The organism is Cyanobium sp. Cruz CV13-4-11, assembly GCF_024346055.1.
In the GTDB taxonomy this organism is placed as follows: Bacteria; Cyanobacteriota; Cyanobacteriia; order PCC-6307; family Cyanobiaceae; genus Cyanobium.
Window position 1 is genome coordinate 77,861 of record NZ_JAGQCH010000016.1, and the last position, 13,538, is coordinate 91,398.

The window sequence follows — 13,538 nt, forward strand, 5'->3', positions numbered from 1 at the left end:
TCCGAACACCACACCTCTCCACAGACACCCATAAATCTTCCCAGAACCCAGTGACAGCAATGGATCTGCCTGGAAGAATAGGTCATGCAAAAGCTCAAGACCTTCCGCCCCTGGGTTCCTGGGCAGACCTCCTTGCTGCCGGCCTCGCCGAGTGACTGGCTATCGGCTGACCATCAGGTGTATTTCCTGCTGGATCTGGTCGACGAGCTGGATCTGTCGGCGATCGTGATCCCTGCCCAGAGCAAGGATCCCCGCGGTGAGAAAGGGTTTGACCCGCGGATGATGACGTTGTTACTGCTTTATGCCTACTGCGCCGGCATCGTCTCCTCCCGCAAGATTGAACGGGCCTGTTACGAGGATCTGGCGTTCCGGGTGCTGACGGGCAACCAGCAGCCGGATCACAGCCGCATCAGTGAGTTCCGCCGCCGCAACCTTGAGGCCCTGAGCGAGCTGTTTGTGCAGATTCTGCGGCTCTGCCAGAAGGCCGGGATGGTGAGCCTGGGTCATGTGGCGCTGGATGGCACCAGGGTGCAGGCCAATGCCAGCAAGCACAAAGCGATGAGCCATGAGCGGATGCTCAAAGCCGAGGCCCAGCTGGAGAAGGAGATCAAGGAGCTGATGCGGAAGGCCGAGATCCTGGATGCGCAGGAGGACGGCAAGTACGGCAAGGGAAAGCTTGGCAGTGATCTACCCAAGGAGCTGCAGCGCCGCCAGGACCGGCTGGAGAAGATCAGCCAGGCCCGCAAAGCGCTGGAGGCGGAAGCGGCAGCCGCCGCTGCCCGTGATCGCACCAAGCAGGCAACAGCGGCAGAAGCCGCAGCTGCGGCTTCTGCCGCTGTAGCGGAGGAACAAGCGGATGCCAGCGAGCAGCAGAAGCTCCGCGACAAAGCGGCCAAGGCACGAAAGAAAGCAGAGACCGCCAAGGATCTGGCTATCGAGAAGGCCCGTGAGGCAGGCCACGAGCCCGAGGGATTGGAGCCCCAGGCGGCCGACGCCATGCCCCATCGAGGGCTTGCCCATCGGGCTGATGGCAGCCCCAAGGCCAGGGCGCAGCGGAATTTCACTGATCCCGACAGCCACATCATGAAGAGTGATGGGAACTTGCTGCAGGGCTACAACTGCCAGGCGGCAGTCGATGGCGATCACCAGGTGATCGTGGCGATGGGCGTCAGCAACCAGCCTCCTGACGTGGAGCACCTGGTGCCCATGCTGGAGCGCACGATCGCCAACACCGGTGCCTGTCCAGAGACGTTCATTGCCGATGCGGGCTACTGGAGTGAGGACAACGTCTCTGCCTGCGAGAAGCGAGGCACCGACCCCCACATCTCGACCGGCAGGCAGAAGCACGGTCAGCCGCCGCCAGCCATCTGTGGCCCCATCCCCAAAGATCTGGATGCCAAAGGCAAGATGGCTCGCAAGCTGCGCAAGAAGGAAGGGAGGGAGATCTACGCCAAGCGCAAGACGATCGTGGAGCCGGTGTTTGGTCAGACCAAAGAAGCGCGAGGGCTGCGGCGGTTTCTATTGCGCGGGCTGGAGAAGGTGAACAGTGAATGGACGATCTGGGGCATGACGCACAACCTCAACAAGCTATGGCGCTACCTGAAGCAGCAGAGGTGCCAGCAAGCGATGGCAACGGGATAGGGGGGCCAGGCCCCCACGGCTGAGCAGGAGGCAGCAAACCGCCTACTAAAATCGTCAGAAGACGATGTAGAAAGAAGTGCCGAGCTGCGCTGGATGGCGTGAGCGACGGCGCTACGGGCAACATGCTCCTAGATCGCCACTGCCTAGATCGCCACTGCTGATTAGGCTCTCTCCATGCGTTCCCAGGTCGGCACGGTCCCCGTCCCTGCGCCCTCGGCGGATGGCCCTGACGCCCTGTTGATCACGGCGTCGGAGCTGCTGGCCTGGCGACGCCGCCTCCTGGTCCTCGGTGGGGATGCCGCCGCCCTCGACTGGCTGCTGGATCTGGGCGCCGGTCTGCGCTGGAGCCAGTTGCAGGCGCTGTGGTGCCATCCGGAGGCCGAGGTCCGCCTCCAGGGCTCGCTGGAGGCGCTGGACGCCCTCTGGCGCCGCCACATCCGCACCCACGAGCCCCTGCAGTACCTGGTGGGCTGCTGTCCCTGGCGCGACCTGGAGCTGCCCGTGGCGCCCGGGGTGCTGATCCCCCGCCAGGAAACGGAACTGCTGGTGGATCTGGCCCTGTCCCTATGGCCTGCAGAGCGCCCCGAAGGCCGCTGGGCCGACCTGGGCACCGGCTCCGGTTGCCTGGCCATCGCCCTGGCCCGCAGCCGTCCCGCCAGTAGTGGCTTCGCCGTGGAGGCCAGCCCCGAGGCCTTGATCCAGGCCGACGCCAATCTGGCCCGCTGGGATCTGCAGGGCCGCGTCCGCCTGCTGGCGGGTGACTGGTGGCAGCCGCTGGCGCCCTGGTGGGGCGCGCTGGATCTGGTGGTGAGCAACCCCCCCTACATCCCCAGCGCCACTGTCTCAGCGCTGGAGCCGGTGGTGCGGGATCACGAACCCCGCCTGGCCCTCGATGGCGGCCCCGATGGGCTGGCGGCCCTCCGTTCGATCGTGGCCGGCAGCTCCAGGGGCCTGGCCCCTGGCGGCCTGTTGCTGCTGGAGCACCACCACGACCAGAGCGAGGAGGTGGCTGCGCTGCTGCGCGCCGCCGGTCTGGAACGGCTCGCGGTCCATGCCGACCTCGAGGGCCGGGCCCGCTTCGCCAGTGGCTGGAGGTCCGGCGGGTGACGAACGCTGCCGCCCTACTGGCCAGGTGCCTGGCGGAGGGGGAGGCGGTCCTGTTTCCCACCGACACCCTGCCGGCCCTGGCCGCCCGTCCCGAGGCGGCCGCCCTGCTCTGGCAACTGAAGCAACGGCCCGCCGACAAGCCGCTGATCCTCATGGGAGCCGACCTGCCCCAGCTGGTCGAGGCCCTTGGGGTGCCCTGGCAACAGCCCTGGATCGAGCAGGCCCGACTCAGCTGGCCGGGGGCCGTCACCCTGGTGCTTCCGATCGCCGGATCCTTGACGAGCCATCTCCACCCCGGCGGCACGAGCCTGGGGCTGCGGGTCCCGGCCTGCGAGCCGGCACGGGAGCTCCTGCGCCTCAGCGGCCCCCTGGCCACCACCAGTGCCAACCGTTCCGGCGAGCCCCCGGCCACCACGGCGGCCGAAGCGGAGCGCCAGTTCCCCGCCCTGTCCCTGCTGGAGCCCCTGCCCTGGCCGGCGGGATCCGGGCAGGCGAGCACGGTGCTGGCCTGGCGGGGGTCGGAGCTGGGATCAGGCCGTGGGAGCGAATGGACCGTGCTCCGGCCCGGGGCCGCCGTGGCGCCGGGGCCGGGGGGCGCCTGATGCTGCCGCTCCTGCTGGTGGTGCTTCTGGCGGTGGGCCTCAGCCATTGGTTGCTGGTGCCCCTGGTGCATCTGGCCACCCCCGTGTTCAACCTGGGCTGGTTGGCCTGGCTGGCTCTGGCGTCGCTGCTCTGGCTGTTCGCCGGAGCATGATGCCCTGATTCGGAAGGCCCGGCCTGCGGCCGGATCCACCCCCTGGCGCCGACGGAGGCGTGCCGACCGCCCCCATGACCCTTGCCAGCGCCGGCGATCCCGGACTCGCCGCCTTCGGCTCCAGCCTCACCGCCATCACCCTGGCCGAGCTGGGCGACAAGACCTTCTTCATGGCCCTGATCCTGGCGGCGCGCCATCGCCCCCGCTGGGTGTTCGTCGGGGCCTTCGCGGCCCTCAGTCTGGTCACCCTGTTGTCCCTGGGGATGGGGTATGGCCTCAGGGAGTGGCTGCCCCAGACCGTCGTTCCTTGGCTGGCGGCGGCCCTGTTCCTCGGGTTCGGCGTCAAGTTGCTGGTGGATGCCGCCGGCCTCCCCGCCGATGCCGCCAAGGAGGAGGCCCAGGAGGCCGAGGCGGCGATCGATGCCGCCGAGAGCAATGGCGGCATCCGTGGTCCGGGTGCCGTGATCTGGGAGGCCTTCGTGCTGGTGTTCCTGGCCGAACTGGGGGATCGCACCCAGTTCGCCACCATTTTTCTGGCGGCGGCGCCGGCCTTCACCTTCGCCGGCCTGCTGGCCGGCACGCTGCTGGGCCATGCCCTGGTGACCTGGCTGGCGGTGGGCGCGGGCCAGTGGATCGGCGGCAGGATCAGCGAGCGGGTGCTCTACCGCCTCAGCGGCGGCCTGTTTCTGGCCTTCGGCCTGCTGTCGCTCTGGCAGGCGATCGGCTAGAGCCCCTCAGCGGGAGGCCGGTTGCTGCAGATCCCAGCGGAACAGCCCCCGCAAGGTGGGCTGCTGGAACGGGCCTTGCTCCATCGTCGGGGTGAAATCCACCCGTTCGTTGACAGGCACCGTCAGGGGGCGCTCCGGGGGGCCGACGGCCGGAAGCGTTTTGGCCCCAGCCGTTGGCGCCGGACCGCTGGGATCGGCGTAGCGGGTGCGGATGCCGGGACGCCCCAGGATCTCTGCGCCGGAGCGGGCTGCCGGCTGAGCAGGCTGCTGAGGCGAAACAGGTGGCGGCGGGGGCGGTGGGGCCTGGGCCAGGGCCCCATGCAGGACGATCAGCCCTCCCACCAGCCAGGTGTGGCACGCCATGGCCTCCCGGGCGCTGTGCTGTGCTGATGGTAAGGGCGGTGGCTGCGCCCATCCCCTGGCAAGCCGGCTAACGGATTTGAACCGATGGCCTTCGCTTTACAAAAGCGCTGCTCTACCACTGAGCTAAGCCGGCATGGGCCCTTGGCCCGGCCCAGCCTATCCCTGGGCCAGGGCCCAGAGCAGCAGCTGGGTGCGGCTGCGGCAGCCGGTCTTGGCCAGCAGGTGGGAGACGTGGCACTCGACCGTGCGCGGGCTCAGCACCAGCTGGGCGGCGATGTGGCGGTTGCTGTCGCCCCGGCGCAGCAGATCGAGCACCCGTTGCTCCGCTGGGGTGATCGCTACCAGGAAAGGGTCCGCCAAGGCCTGCCATCGCTGCACTGCCTGCAGCGTTCCCGCCGGCCGTCGGCCGGGCGTGTGGCCTCAGTCCGGATCGGCGGGGGCGGGGTCCTCGGTCGGTTCGCTGGCCAGGGGAACGGCCAGCTCCTGCGGGGCTTCGGGGTCGGGGGCCTGGGCCATGCCCACGGCGGCGGCTGCCGCCACCAGGGCCGGCAGGGGACGGGCCCGCTTGATCGGCAGGTTGGCCACCAGGGCGGTGACCCGGTCCTCGGTTTCGAGGCTCACGTCGCCTTCCTCGATGTCGATCTCCACGTAGCGCTGCACCACCTCGAGAATTTCGCGCCGCATCTGCTCGAGCAGTTCGGGATTGAGATCACTGCGGTCGTGGGCCAGCACCAGCTGCAGCCGCTCCTTGGCCATGGTGCCGCTTGGTTTCTGGCGCCCCAGCAACCGTTGGATGAAATCGAACAGCGTCATGGTGCTCAGAAGAGACCGGTGGTTTTGCGGATCTTGTTCATCAGCCGGGCGCGCAGGCCCTTGCGGGCCTTGGAGGGATCCTCCAGGGGGATGGCCTCACCCCGCAGGCGCCGGGCGATGTTCTGGTAGGCCTTCGCGGCGGGGGATCCGTTGCCGTTGAGGGTGAGCGGTTCCCCCCGGTTGGTGGACACGATCACCTGCTCGTCCTCCACCACCAGGCCCACCAGGGGCAGGGCCAGGATGTCGGTCACGTCCTCGACGCCCAGCATCTCCTGGCTGGCCATCATCTTGGGACGCACCCGGTTGAGCACCAACTGCACCGGTGCCACCCCGCGGGTGTTGAGCAGGCCGATCACCCGGTCGGCATCACGCACCGCGGACACTTCCGGGGTGGTGATCACGATCGCCTCGCGGGCGGCCGCTGCGGCGTTCTTGAAGCCGTCCTCGATCCCAGCCGGGCAATCGATCAGAACGTAATCGGCCCGCTCGGCCACCATCGCCACGATCCGCTGCATGTCCTCGGGGGTGAGCCACTCGAGCATGCGGGGGTTGCCGGCGGGCAGCAGGGCCAGATTGGGCTCCTGCTTGTGTTTCACCAGGGCCTGCTCCAGCCGGCAGGTCTCGGCCAGCACCTCCTGGGCGGTGTAGACGATCCGGTTCTCCAGGCCGAGCAGCAGATCGAGATTGCGCAGGCCGAAATCGGCATCGAGCACGACGGTGCGTTCCCCCAGCCGGGCCAGGGCGATCCCCAGGTTGGCGGTGAGGGTCGTCTTGCCGACGCCCCCCTTGCCGGAACAGATGAGGATGATGCGGGCGGGTGCTGACGTCACGGCGTCCACGGGCGTCGCGGCAGGCTAATCCCATTGGGCGGGGCGGCTGGGCCAAGGTCCGCAACTGCCGCTAGAAAGGCCCATTCCCCCCTGCGCGCCTCGATGACCTCCGCCCCGCACCGGCCCCAGCGGCTGCTGGTGATGCCCGACGACGGCGTGGATGCCGTGGTCGCCCTGATCGAGGAGGCCACAGAACAACTGCTTCTGAAGCAGTTCAAGCTCCAGTCGGAGGCGGTGGAGCAGGCCCTGCAGCGTGCCCGGGAGCGGGGGGTGCAGGTGCGGGTGATGCTCAACCCCCACACCTCCGGCGGCGACCGCTGGAACGACGAGGCCTTCGCCCGCCTCCAGGGCTGGGGCATCGAGACGGCCTGGACCAGCGAGGCCTTCCCGGTGACCCACGAGAAATCGATGGTGGTCGACCGGCACACCGCCCTGGTGGCCACCTTCAACCTGGCCGACAAGTACTTCACCGAGACCCGCGACTACGGGGTGCTCACCTACAACCCCGCCGTGGTGGCCCAGGTGACCGCGGGTTTCGAGGCCGACTGGCAGCGCGTCTTCTTCCAGCCCGATCTGGGCGTGGGGCTGGTGTGGAGCAGCGCCCACAGCCGCGGTCAAATGGCCCGCATCGTCGATGCCGCCACCCGCACGCTCTGGATCCAGCACCCCAAGTTTGTTGATGCGGTGATCCTGGAGCGGATCATCAGCGCCCGGGAGCGCGGGGTGAAGGTGCGGGTGCTGTGCGGCGGCAAGCACGGCATCAGCGACTGGGACATCTACGACACCTTCTCCTCGCTACGGGTGATGCAGCGCTTCGGCGTCAAGGTGCGCAGGCAGCAGCGGCCCAAGCTGCACGCCAAGCTGATCCTGGTGGATGGGGCGTTCGCCCAGACCGGCTCCATGAACATCGACCGCAGCGCTTTCGACCTACGCCGGGAGCTGGGCATCGAGAGCGATGCACCCGAAGTGGTGGCACGGCTGCGCGAGATGTTCGAGACCGACTGGGAGAACGCCGAGAAGTACAACGCCCCGGATCCCCTCGACCCCAAATATCACGAGGAAGGGGAACTGCCGCCGGATCCCCATTTCGTCCATGACTGACGCTTCCAAGCTCTCCCCGACGGCCCCCGCGCCCGGGTTGCGGCAACTGTTCTCCGGCATGCTCATGGTGGCCCTCTCCGCCTTCGGCGGCGGCCTTTCGGCCTGGAGCCAGCGGATCATCGTCGAACAGCGCCGCTGGATGAGCAACGAGGAGTTCCTCACAGGACTCACTGTGGCCCGGCTGTTCCCCGGCCCCAACCAGATCAACATGGCGGTCTACGTCGGCACCTTCTTCCGCGGCCTGCCCGGGGCCCTGGCGGCCCTGGCGGGCATGCTGCTGGTCCCCTTCACCCTGCTGATGGGGGTGGGGCTGCTCTATTTCGAGTTCCACACCCTGCCTGCGCTGGACAGGGTGCTGGCGGGCGTTGTGGCGGCGGCGGCCGGGATGGCCCTGTCGATGGGCTTCAAGATCCTTGATCAGTACTGGAAGGATCCGATGGCCCTGCTGCTGGCGGCGGTCACCTTCGTACTGATGACGTTCTTCCATGTGCGGCTGGTGCCGCTGGTGCTGGTGGCCGGCCCCCTGGCAATGGCCTGGTACTGGCCGCGGCCATCCCATACCAGGCCCACTGCCGGAGCGCCACGCTGATGCCGCCCCTGCTGCTGGCGGCCGCCGCCGAGGCGGCCAGCTGCACCCCCATGCGGCTCAACGATCTCGGCCACCTGCTGCAGGTGATGGGTACGTTTCTGGGCCTGTCCCTGTTTTCCCTGGGGGGCGGCAATACCCTGCTGACGGAATACCATCACCTCAGCGTCGAGCAGTACTGCTGGTTGCGGCCCTCCCAGTTCGCCGACATCTACGCCCTGGCCGAAGCGGCCCCGGGACCGAGTTCGATGATCGTGGGGTTGCTCGGCATGGGGGCCGGCTGGCCCGAGGGCCCTGGCTGGGCTCTGCTGACGGCCTACGGCGCCGAGATCGCCATTCTTTTGCCTTCCACCCTGCTGATGGTGGTGGCCTGCCTCAGCTGGAACCGGCTGCGCGACTCCCCCTGGCGCGTGGCCTTCGAGCGGGGGCTCGGCCCCATCACCCTGGGCATCTTGTTCGCCGTGGGGGTGAAGATCCTCAAGACCGCCGACACCAATGCCGCCGGCGTTGTCGTGTCCCTGCTGGTGTGCGTGCTGATGCTACGCACCCGGATCTCGCCGTTGTGGTTCATGGCCGTGGCCGGGGGACTGGGGGCCTTCGGCCTGATCAACCGCTGAAGTCCGGCGCCGCCGGATCGATGCGGATCTCCCCCTCTACCAGCAGGGCCTGCTCGGCCAGCCCGGGCGGCGGCAGATCCTCCGGCCCCCGGGCCACCACGTCGGCAATGCGCAGCTGCAGGGGGCGCAGTTGCAGGGCGACGATGCGGGCCTCGCGGTTGCCGGCCACGCCGGCGTGGGCGATGCCTCGCAGCCGCCCCCACACCAGAACATTGCCGGCGGCACTGAGGCGGGCGCCGGGGTTCACATCCCCCAGCAGCAGCACCGAACCCTCCGCCTGCAGATGGTCGCCGGAGCGCAAGGTGCCGCGATGGACCAGCAGATCTGGCGCCGCTGCTGCGGTGCTGATGGCCGGTGTGGGTGGCGGCGGTGCGCCTGGATCGATGTCGAGTCCGAGGGCCGCGGCGGCCACCAGGGTCTCCGGGTGGTCAGCGGCGACGCGAATCAGTTCCAGGTGCAGGGGGGCCAGCAGCTCCCGCAGCTGCCGCAGCTCCGGCAGGAGCAGGGGCCAGCGGCCCGCCTCCAGCACCACGGTGCCTGCCCTGGGGTGCCGGCTGCCGAGGGCATAGCGCACTTCCTCCAGGGCACTGGCGGAGCCCTGCTGCGCCGGCAGCCGCAGCAGGTGCGGCTGCCGGTCGTCGAGGGCCTGGATCAATGCGGCGGCCAAGACGGTGTCCGGGGGTGCAGCGAACCTAGAGGCCCTGGCGTCCCCCGTCCTCCGCTCGCCGCACCGCCAGGGCCGCGCGCAGGTCGTCGCTCACCCGGGCCGGGTGGATCAGCCAGGCCATGTCGACCGTCTGGCACAGGCTGGCCACCAGGGGGGAGCGCCGCTCGAGGGCCTGCAGCCGCAGGCCATCCCAGAGCCGCAGGCCACCGGCGTAGGGGTGATACCCCCGGCTCTGGCGCTGCTGCAGGGCGCAGCACCCTTCCGCCACCAGGCCGGCCCGTTCGCACAGCTGCCGTGCCACCGCCAGCAGCTCGAGCCGGCCGGCCGGTGGGAGATCGCTCACGTCCGTGGCCTTGGGCAGGCGTCGCTCCAGCAGCCGCCCGCAGGGATCGGCCAGTTCCTGGGGGGCTTCCTCCCGCCAGCGCATCAGGTGGTAGCCGGTGCGGATGTCGTCGTTGGCCAGGTAGCTGTCCAGATCGAGCCGGTCGCTCTCCCACAGCCAGCGGGCCATGGTGGGATCGGCCCACACCACGGCGGGGCCCAGACGGCGGGCCACGGCGATCACCCGGTTCAGCAGCCAGTTGCAGACGATGTTGAGCCGGTGGTTGTAGACGCTCCTGTACATCAGGTGTCGCACCACCAGGTAGTGCTCCACCGCCATCAGGCCCCGGGGGTGCAGGGCCAGATCACCGTCGGGCGCCAGGGTGAGGCTGGCGAGGATCCGCTCCAGGTCGAGCTGGCCGTAGCGGGTGCCGGTGCTGTAGCTGTCGCGCAGCAGGTAGTCGAGCCGGTCGCAGTCGAGCTGGCTGCTGATCAGTGCTTTGATGGCCCGGCAGGGGTGGTGGCCATGCTCCAGCAGGTCGGCCACCAGGGCGGCCCGGCCGGGGGCATCGGCGTCGAGCCGGTCGCGCAGGGCGGGATGGTCGCGGATCAGCCGGCCCGACCAGACCTCATGCTGCACCCCGAACATTTCCTCGCCGGAGTGGCTGAGGGGGCCGTGGCCCACGTCGTGCAGCAGGGCGGCCGCATAGAGCACACCCCGGTGCTGGGCCAGGGACGGATCGAGCCGCTCCAGCTGCTGCAGGGCCAGCCGCGCCACCGCCAGCACCCCCAGGGAATGGGTGAAGCGGCTGGATTCCGCCCCATGGAAGGTGAGAAAGGCCGGCCCCAGCTGGCGGATGCGCCGCAGCCGCTGGAAGGGCGCCGTGTCGATCAGATCGATCGCCAGCGCCTCGGCAGGATCCTGGCGATCGAGGCGGATCGCCCCGTGCAGCGGATCGTGGTATGTGCGCTGGCTCATGGTTCCAGGGCTGGGGCTGCCAGTTCCGCCACCAAAAGCGTGGCGGCCGCCTGCCGCCAGCTGTCCCCGTCCCCGTCCGGCTCCAGGGGCTCGGGCTGGGGCAGCAGCACATCCGGCTCGATGCCCTGGTTCTGGATGTCGCGGCCGCTGGGGGTGAGGTACCGGGCCACGGTCACGGCCAGACCGCTGCCGTCACTCAGGTTGATCAGGGTCTGGATCAGTCCTTTGCCGAAGGTGCGACTGCCGGCCAGGCGGGAGCGTCCACTGTCCTGCAGGGCACCGGCCAGGATCTCGCTGGCGCTGGCCGTGCCGGCGTTGACCAGGGTGAGCATGGGGCCGCCGTAGAGGCGGCCGGGGGTCGCCTGCTGCCGGGCGGCGATGCCGCCCCGGTCCTGGGTCTCCACGATCGGATCCCCGTCGAGCAGTCCATCGGCCACCGCCAGCCCGGCGGCCACCAGCCCACCCGAGTTGTTGCGCAGGTCGAGGATCAGCCCTTCGATCGGCCCGCTCCCCCCGGCGGCGGTCAGCTCGGCGAGGGCGGAACGCACCTGCTGGGGCACCGGTTCGCTGAACTGGGTGATCCGCAGGTAACCCAGGCTGTGCCCCTCGCTCTGCAGGCGATGGCTGCGCACCGGTTGCAGGTCCACCTCGCGGCGGTCGAGCAGCACCTCCGTGGGCTGGCCCGCCGGGGTGCGCAGGGCCAGGAGCACATCGCTGCCGGCGGGGCCCCGCAGGCGGGCGGCGGTGCCCTCCAGCCCCAGCACGTCGGCCGGGATGCCGTCCACCTTGAGGATCTCGGTGCCGGATACGATCCCAGCGTCGGCGGCGGGGGAGGCATCAAGGGGGGCGATCACGACGATCCGCTGATCCCCCGCCCGCAGTCCCAGCTGTAGCCCGACGCCGGTCACGCGGCCCTGGGTGTTGGAGCGCAGGGTGGCGTATTCCTCCGGGCGCAGCATCCGGGTGTAGGGGTCGCCGATCGGCGCCAGCATGGCCTCGATGGCGCCATAGGCCTGCACGGAACTGGCGATCGACGTCTCCAGGGCCTTCTGGCGCAGGCGCCGCCATTGCACCGCCTCCAGTTGGGCGGGGTCGACGTAGCTCTGATTCACCAGCCGCCAGGCCTCCACCACCAGCTGCTGGGCATCGCTGAGGGCCAGCGCCGGTGCTGGCAGGCACAGCAGCAGGCAGAGCCCTGTTGCAAAGCATTGAGCCGGGATGGACCGGCGGCCCGGGTGTCTCACGGTGGGGTCAGCACGATCGGTAGACTCTCGCAACCCAAGCCCCACGCTGCATGGCGAACTCGTCTCCTGGCGCCAAGTCGTCCCCGATCTATGACTGGTTTGAGGAGCGCCTCGAAATCCAGGCGATCGCCGACGATATCTCTGCCAAGTACGTCCCGCCCCACGTCAACATTTTCTATTGCCTGGGCGGCATCACGCTGGTGTGCTTTCTGATTCAGTTCGCCACCGGCTTTGCGATGACCTTCTACTACAAGCCCACGGTGGTGGAGGCCTACAGCTCCGTCCAGTACCTGATGACCGACGTCAGCTTCGGCTGGCTGATCCGCTCGGTGCACCGCTGGAGCGCCAGCATGATGGTGCTGATGCTGATCCTGCACGTGTTCCGCGTGTACCTCACCGGTGGCTTCAAGCGCCCCCGCGAGCTCACCTGGGTCACCGGCGTGACCATGGCCGTGATCACCGTGTCCTTCGGTGTCACCGGCTACTCCCTCCCCTGGGACCAGGTCGGTTACTGGGCCGTCAAGATCGTCAGCGGCGTTCCCGCCGCCGTCCCCGTGGTGGGTGACTTCATGGTCGAGCTGCTCCGCGGCGGTGAAAGCGTGGGCCAGTCCACCCTGACGCGCTTCTACAGCCTGCACACCTTCGTGCTGCCTTGGCTGCTGGCGGTGTTCATGCTGATCCACTTCCTGATGATCCGTAAGCAGGGCATCTCCGGCCCGCTCTAAACCCCGGTCTTCCCTTTAGCCTTCCCCCACTGGTCACAAGCGTCCCGAGCTCTCCCCCATGCACATCCTCAAGAAGCCTGATCTCACCGATCCCAAGCTGCGGGCCAAGCTGGCCAAGGGCATGGGCCACAACTATTACGGCGAGCCGGCCTGGCCGAACGACCTGCTCTACATTTTTCCGGTGGTGATCCTGGGAACCCTTGCCTGCCTGGTGGGGCTGGCCGTTCTCGATCCCGCCATGCTGGGGGATCGGGCGGATCCCTTCGCCACCCCGCTCGAGATCCTCCCGGAGTGGTACCTCTATCCGGTGTTCCAGATCCTCCGGGTCGTCCCCAACAAGCTCCTGGGCATTGCCCTCCAGACGATGATCCCCCTGGGGCTAATGCTGATCCCCTTCATCGAGAGCTTCAACAAGTTCCAGAACCCGTTCCGCCGGCCCGTCGCCATGGGCGCCTTCCTGTTCGGCACCGCGTTCACCATTTACCTCGGCATCGGCGCCTGCCTGCCGATCGACAAGTCCCTCACCCTGGGTCTGTTCTGAGGCCACCCGGGGCTCCGGCCCCGAACCATCTCCCTTGAGCCGCGAGCAATCGCGGCTTTTTTGTGTTCGGGCTCCGTCGTGCGCAGGTCCAGGGGCCAGCAGCAACCCTGCGGGTCCCACCCAGAGGCTCTATCAGCGAGGCCACGCTCACGGAGCCCTTTGGGTGCCTCCCACCGCACAGGAGGCGCGAATGGGCCAGGCAGAGCCCGCTTGCCGCCGGAACCGTGCAAGCCCCTTCGCTATGGACCCTGTGCTGGTCAGGCGGCCACAGCCTGCAAAAGCGATAGAGGCGAAGGCTCAGCCGATGCAGGTGGTATGATTTTGGACTGCGCCCCAGAGAGCGAGAGCTCGAGCGGGGAGCAGGCTTACGAGATCAAGAGGCGCGAGCCGACGATGTTGTAAGTTTTCTGAGTCGCCGGGAGGCGACGCGCCGCGAGAGCCCCGGAAGGGGTGGAGCGGTAGAACCTGGACAACCAAAAAAGTTTAGGAACTGACGCTTCCACTGCGTCGGTTGCGGCTGG

General features: G+C 68.7%; 17 protein-coding genes and 1 tRNA gene. 10 read left to right on the forward strand and 8 right to left on the reverse strand.

Annotation, left to right across the window (positions count from 1 at the left end):
- Positions 1 to 84 precede the first annotated feature (84 nt).
- The 5 genes from KBZ12_RS12690 (at position 85) to KBZ12_RS12710 (ending at position 4,230) form a co-directional block, all read left to right on the forward strand.
- Entirely contained in the window at positions 85 to 1,641 is a 1,557-nt protein-coding gene (locus KBZ12_RS12690) for a transposase (protein ID WP_254958337.1), read from the forward strand.
- Positions 1,642 to 1,815: 174 nt separating this feature from the next.
- A complete protein-coding gene (gene prmC, locus KBZ12_RS12695; RefSeq protein ID WP_254958338.1) occupies positions 1,816 to 2,748 on the forward strand; it encodes a peptide chain release factor N(5)-glutamine methyltransferase in 933 nt (310 codons plus the stop codon).
- Complete coding sequence (locus tag KBZ12_RS12700; RefSeq protein WP_254958339.1) at positions 2,745 to 3,350, forward strand: L-threonylcarbamoyladenylate synthase; 606 nt, start codon at positions 2,745 to 2,747, stop codon at positions 3,348 to 3,350. Before prmC ends, KBZ12_RS12700 begins: the two co-directional genes overlap by 4 nt.
- Positions 3,350 to 3,502 carry a hypothetical protein gene (locus KBZ12_RS12705; RefSeq protein ID WP_254958340.1) on the forward strand — a complete coding sequence of 51 codons (153 nt, stop codon included), beginning with the start codon at positions 3,350 to 3,352 and terminating at the stop codon, positions 3,500 to 3,502. The genes KBZ12_RS12700 and KBZ12_RS12705 overlap by 1 nt, the downstream gene beginning before the upstream one ends.
- A 74-nt stretch (positions 3,503 to 3,576) precedes the next feature.
- Positions 3,577 to 4,230 (forward strand): TMEM165/GDT1 family protein, encoded by a 654-nt coding sequence (locus KBZ12_RS12710; protein WP_254958341.1) that lies wholly within the window; start codon positions 3,577 to 3,579, stop codon positions 4,228 to 4,230.
- A 6-nt stretch (positions 4,231 to 4,236) separates the two neighbouring features.
- Here KBZ12_RS12710 and KBZ12_RS12715 read toward each other — a convergent pair whose 3' ends face one another.
- The 5 genes from KBZ12_RS12715 to minD form a co-directional block, all read right to left on the reverse strand.
- Positions 4,237 to 4,593: a hypothetical protein gene (locus KBZ12_RS12715; RefSeq protein WP_254958342.1), complete on the reverse strand. Its 357-nt coding sequence runs from the start codon at positions 4,591 to 4,593 to the stop codon at positions 4,237 to 4,239.
- A gap of 61 nt (positions 4,594 to 4,654) precedes the next feature.
- Positions 4,655 to 4,726: transfer RNA gene (locus tag KBZ12_RS12720), tRNA-Thr, on the reverse strand.
- 23 nt (positions 4,727 to 4,749) lie between these two features.
- Entirely contained in the window at positions 4,750 to 4,953 is a 204-nt protein-coding gene (locus KBZ12_RS12725) for a response regulator transcription factor (RefSeq protein WP_254958343.1), read from the reverse strand.
- A 60-nt stretch (positions 4,954 to 5,013) separates the two neighbouring features.
- Positions 5,014 to 5,406, reverse strand: coding sequence for a cell division topological specificity factor MinE (gene minE, locus KBZ12_RS12730; protein ID WP_254958344.1), 393 nt, complete (start codon positions 5,404 to 5,406; stop codon positions 5,014 to 5,016).
- Positions 5,407 to 5,411: 5 nt separating this feature from the next.
- Positions 5,412 to 6,245, reverse strand: coding sequence for a septum site-determining protein MinD (gene minD / locus KBZ12_RS12735; protein ID WP_396101176.1), 834 nt, complete (start codon positions 6,243 to 6,245; stop codon positions 5,412 to 5,414).
- Between the two features lie 93 nt (positions 6,246 to 6,338).
- Between minD and KBZ12_RS12740 the strand changes: the two genes are divergently transcribed.
- The 3 genes from KBZ12_RS12740 to KBZ12_RS12750 are packed head-to-tail and all read left to right on the forward strand — an operon-like array spanning position 6,339 to position 8,540.
- The gene (locus KBZ12_RS12740; RefSeq protein WP_254958346.1) at positions 6,339 to 7,337 is read left to right on the forward strand and encodes a phosphatidylserine/phosphatidylglycerophosphate/cardiolipin synthase family protein; all 999 of its coding nucleotides are present in this window, start codon (positions 6,339 to 6,341) and stop codon (positions 7,335 to 7,337) included.
- The gene (locus tag KBZ12_RS12745) at positions 7,330 to 7,926 is read left to right on the forward strand and encodes a chromate transporter (protein WP_254958347.1); all 597 of its coding nucleotides are present in this window, start codon (positions 7,330 to 7,332) and stop codon (positions 7,924 to 7,926) included. Before KBZ12_RS12740 ends, KBZ12_RS12745 begins: the two co-directional genes overlap by 8 nt.
- A complete protein-coding gene (locus KBZ12_RS12750; RefSeq protein WP_254958348.1) occupies positions 7,926 to 8,540 on the forward strand; it encodes a chromate transporter in 615 nt (204 codons plus the stop codon). Before KBZ12_RS12745 ends, KBZ12_RS12750 begins: the two co-directional genes overlap by 1 nt.
- Here KBZ12_RS12750 and minC read toward each other — a convergent pair.
- From minC to ctpZ, 3 genes are read right to left on the reverse strand one after another with little or no spacing between them, the layout of a single operon-like run.
- Positions 8,530 to 9,207: a septum site-determining protein MinC gene (minC, locus tag KBZ12_RS12755; protein ID WP_254958349.1), complete on the reverse strand. Its 678-nt coding sequence runs from the start codon at positions 9,205 to 9,207 to the stop codon at positions 8,530 to 8,532. The genes KBZ12_RS12750 and minC overlap by 11 nt on opposite strands.
- 25 nt (positions 9,208 to 9,232) lie before the next feature.
- A complete protein-coding gene (locus KBZ12_RS12760; RefSeq protein ID WP_254958350.1) occupies positions 9,233 to 10,507 on the reverse strand; it encodes an HD domain-containing protein in 1,275 nt (424 codons plus the stop codon).
- Positions 10,504 to 11,751: a carboxyl-terminal processing protease CtpZ gene (gene ctpZ / locus KBZ12_RS12765; RefSeq protein ID WP_254958351.1), complete on the reverse strand. Its 1,248-nt coding sequence runs from the start codon at positions 11,749 to 11,751 to the stop codon at positions 10,504 to 10,506. Before ctpZ ends, KBZ12_RS12760 begins: the two co-directional genes overlap by 4 nt.
- Before the next feature lie 50 nt (positions 11,752 to 11,801).
- Here ctpZ and petB point away from each other — a divergent pair, with 50 nt between their 5' ends.
- Positions 11,802 to 12,476, forward strand: a complete 675-nt coding sequence (gene petB / locus KBZ12_RS12770; RefSeq protein ID WP_035833434.1) for a cytochrome b6 — start codon at positions 11,802 to 11,804, stop codon at positions 12,474 to 12,476.
- A gap of 58 nt (positions 12,477 to 12,534) precedes the next feature.
- Entirely contained in the window at positions 12,535 to 13,017 is a 483-nt protein-coding gene (gene petD / locus KBZ12_RS12775; protein ID WP_254958352.1) for a cytochrome b6-f complex subunit IV, read from the forward strand.
- The last annotated feature ends 521 nt before the right edge of the window (positions 13,018 to 13,538 follow it).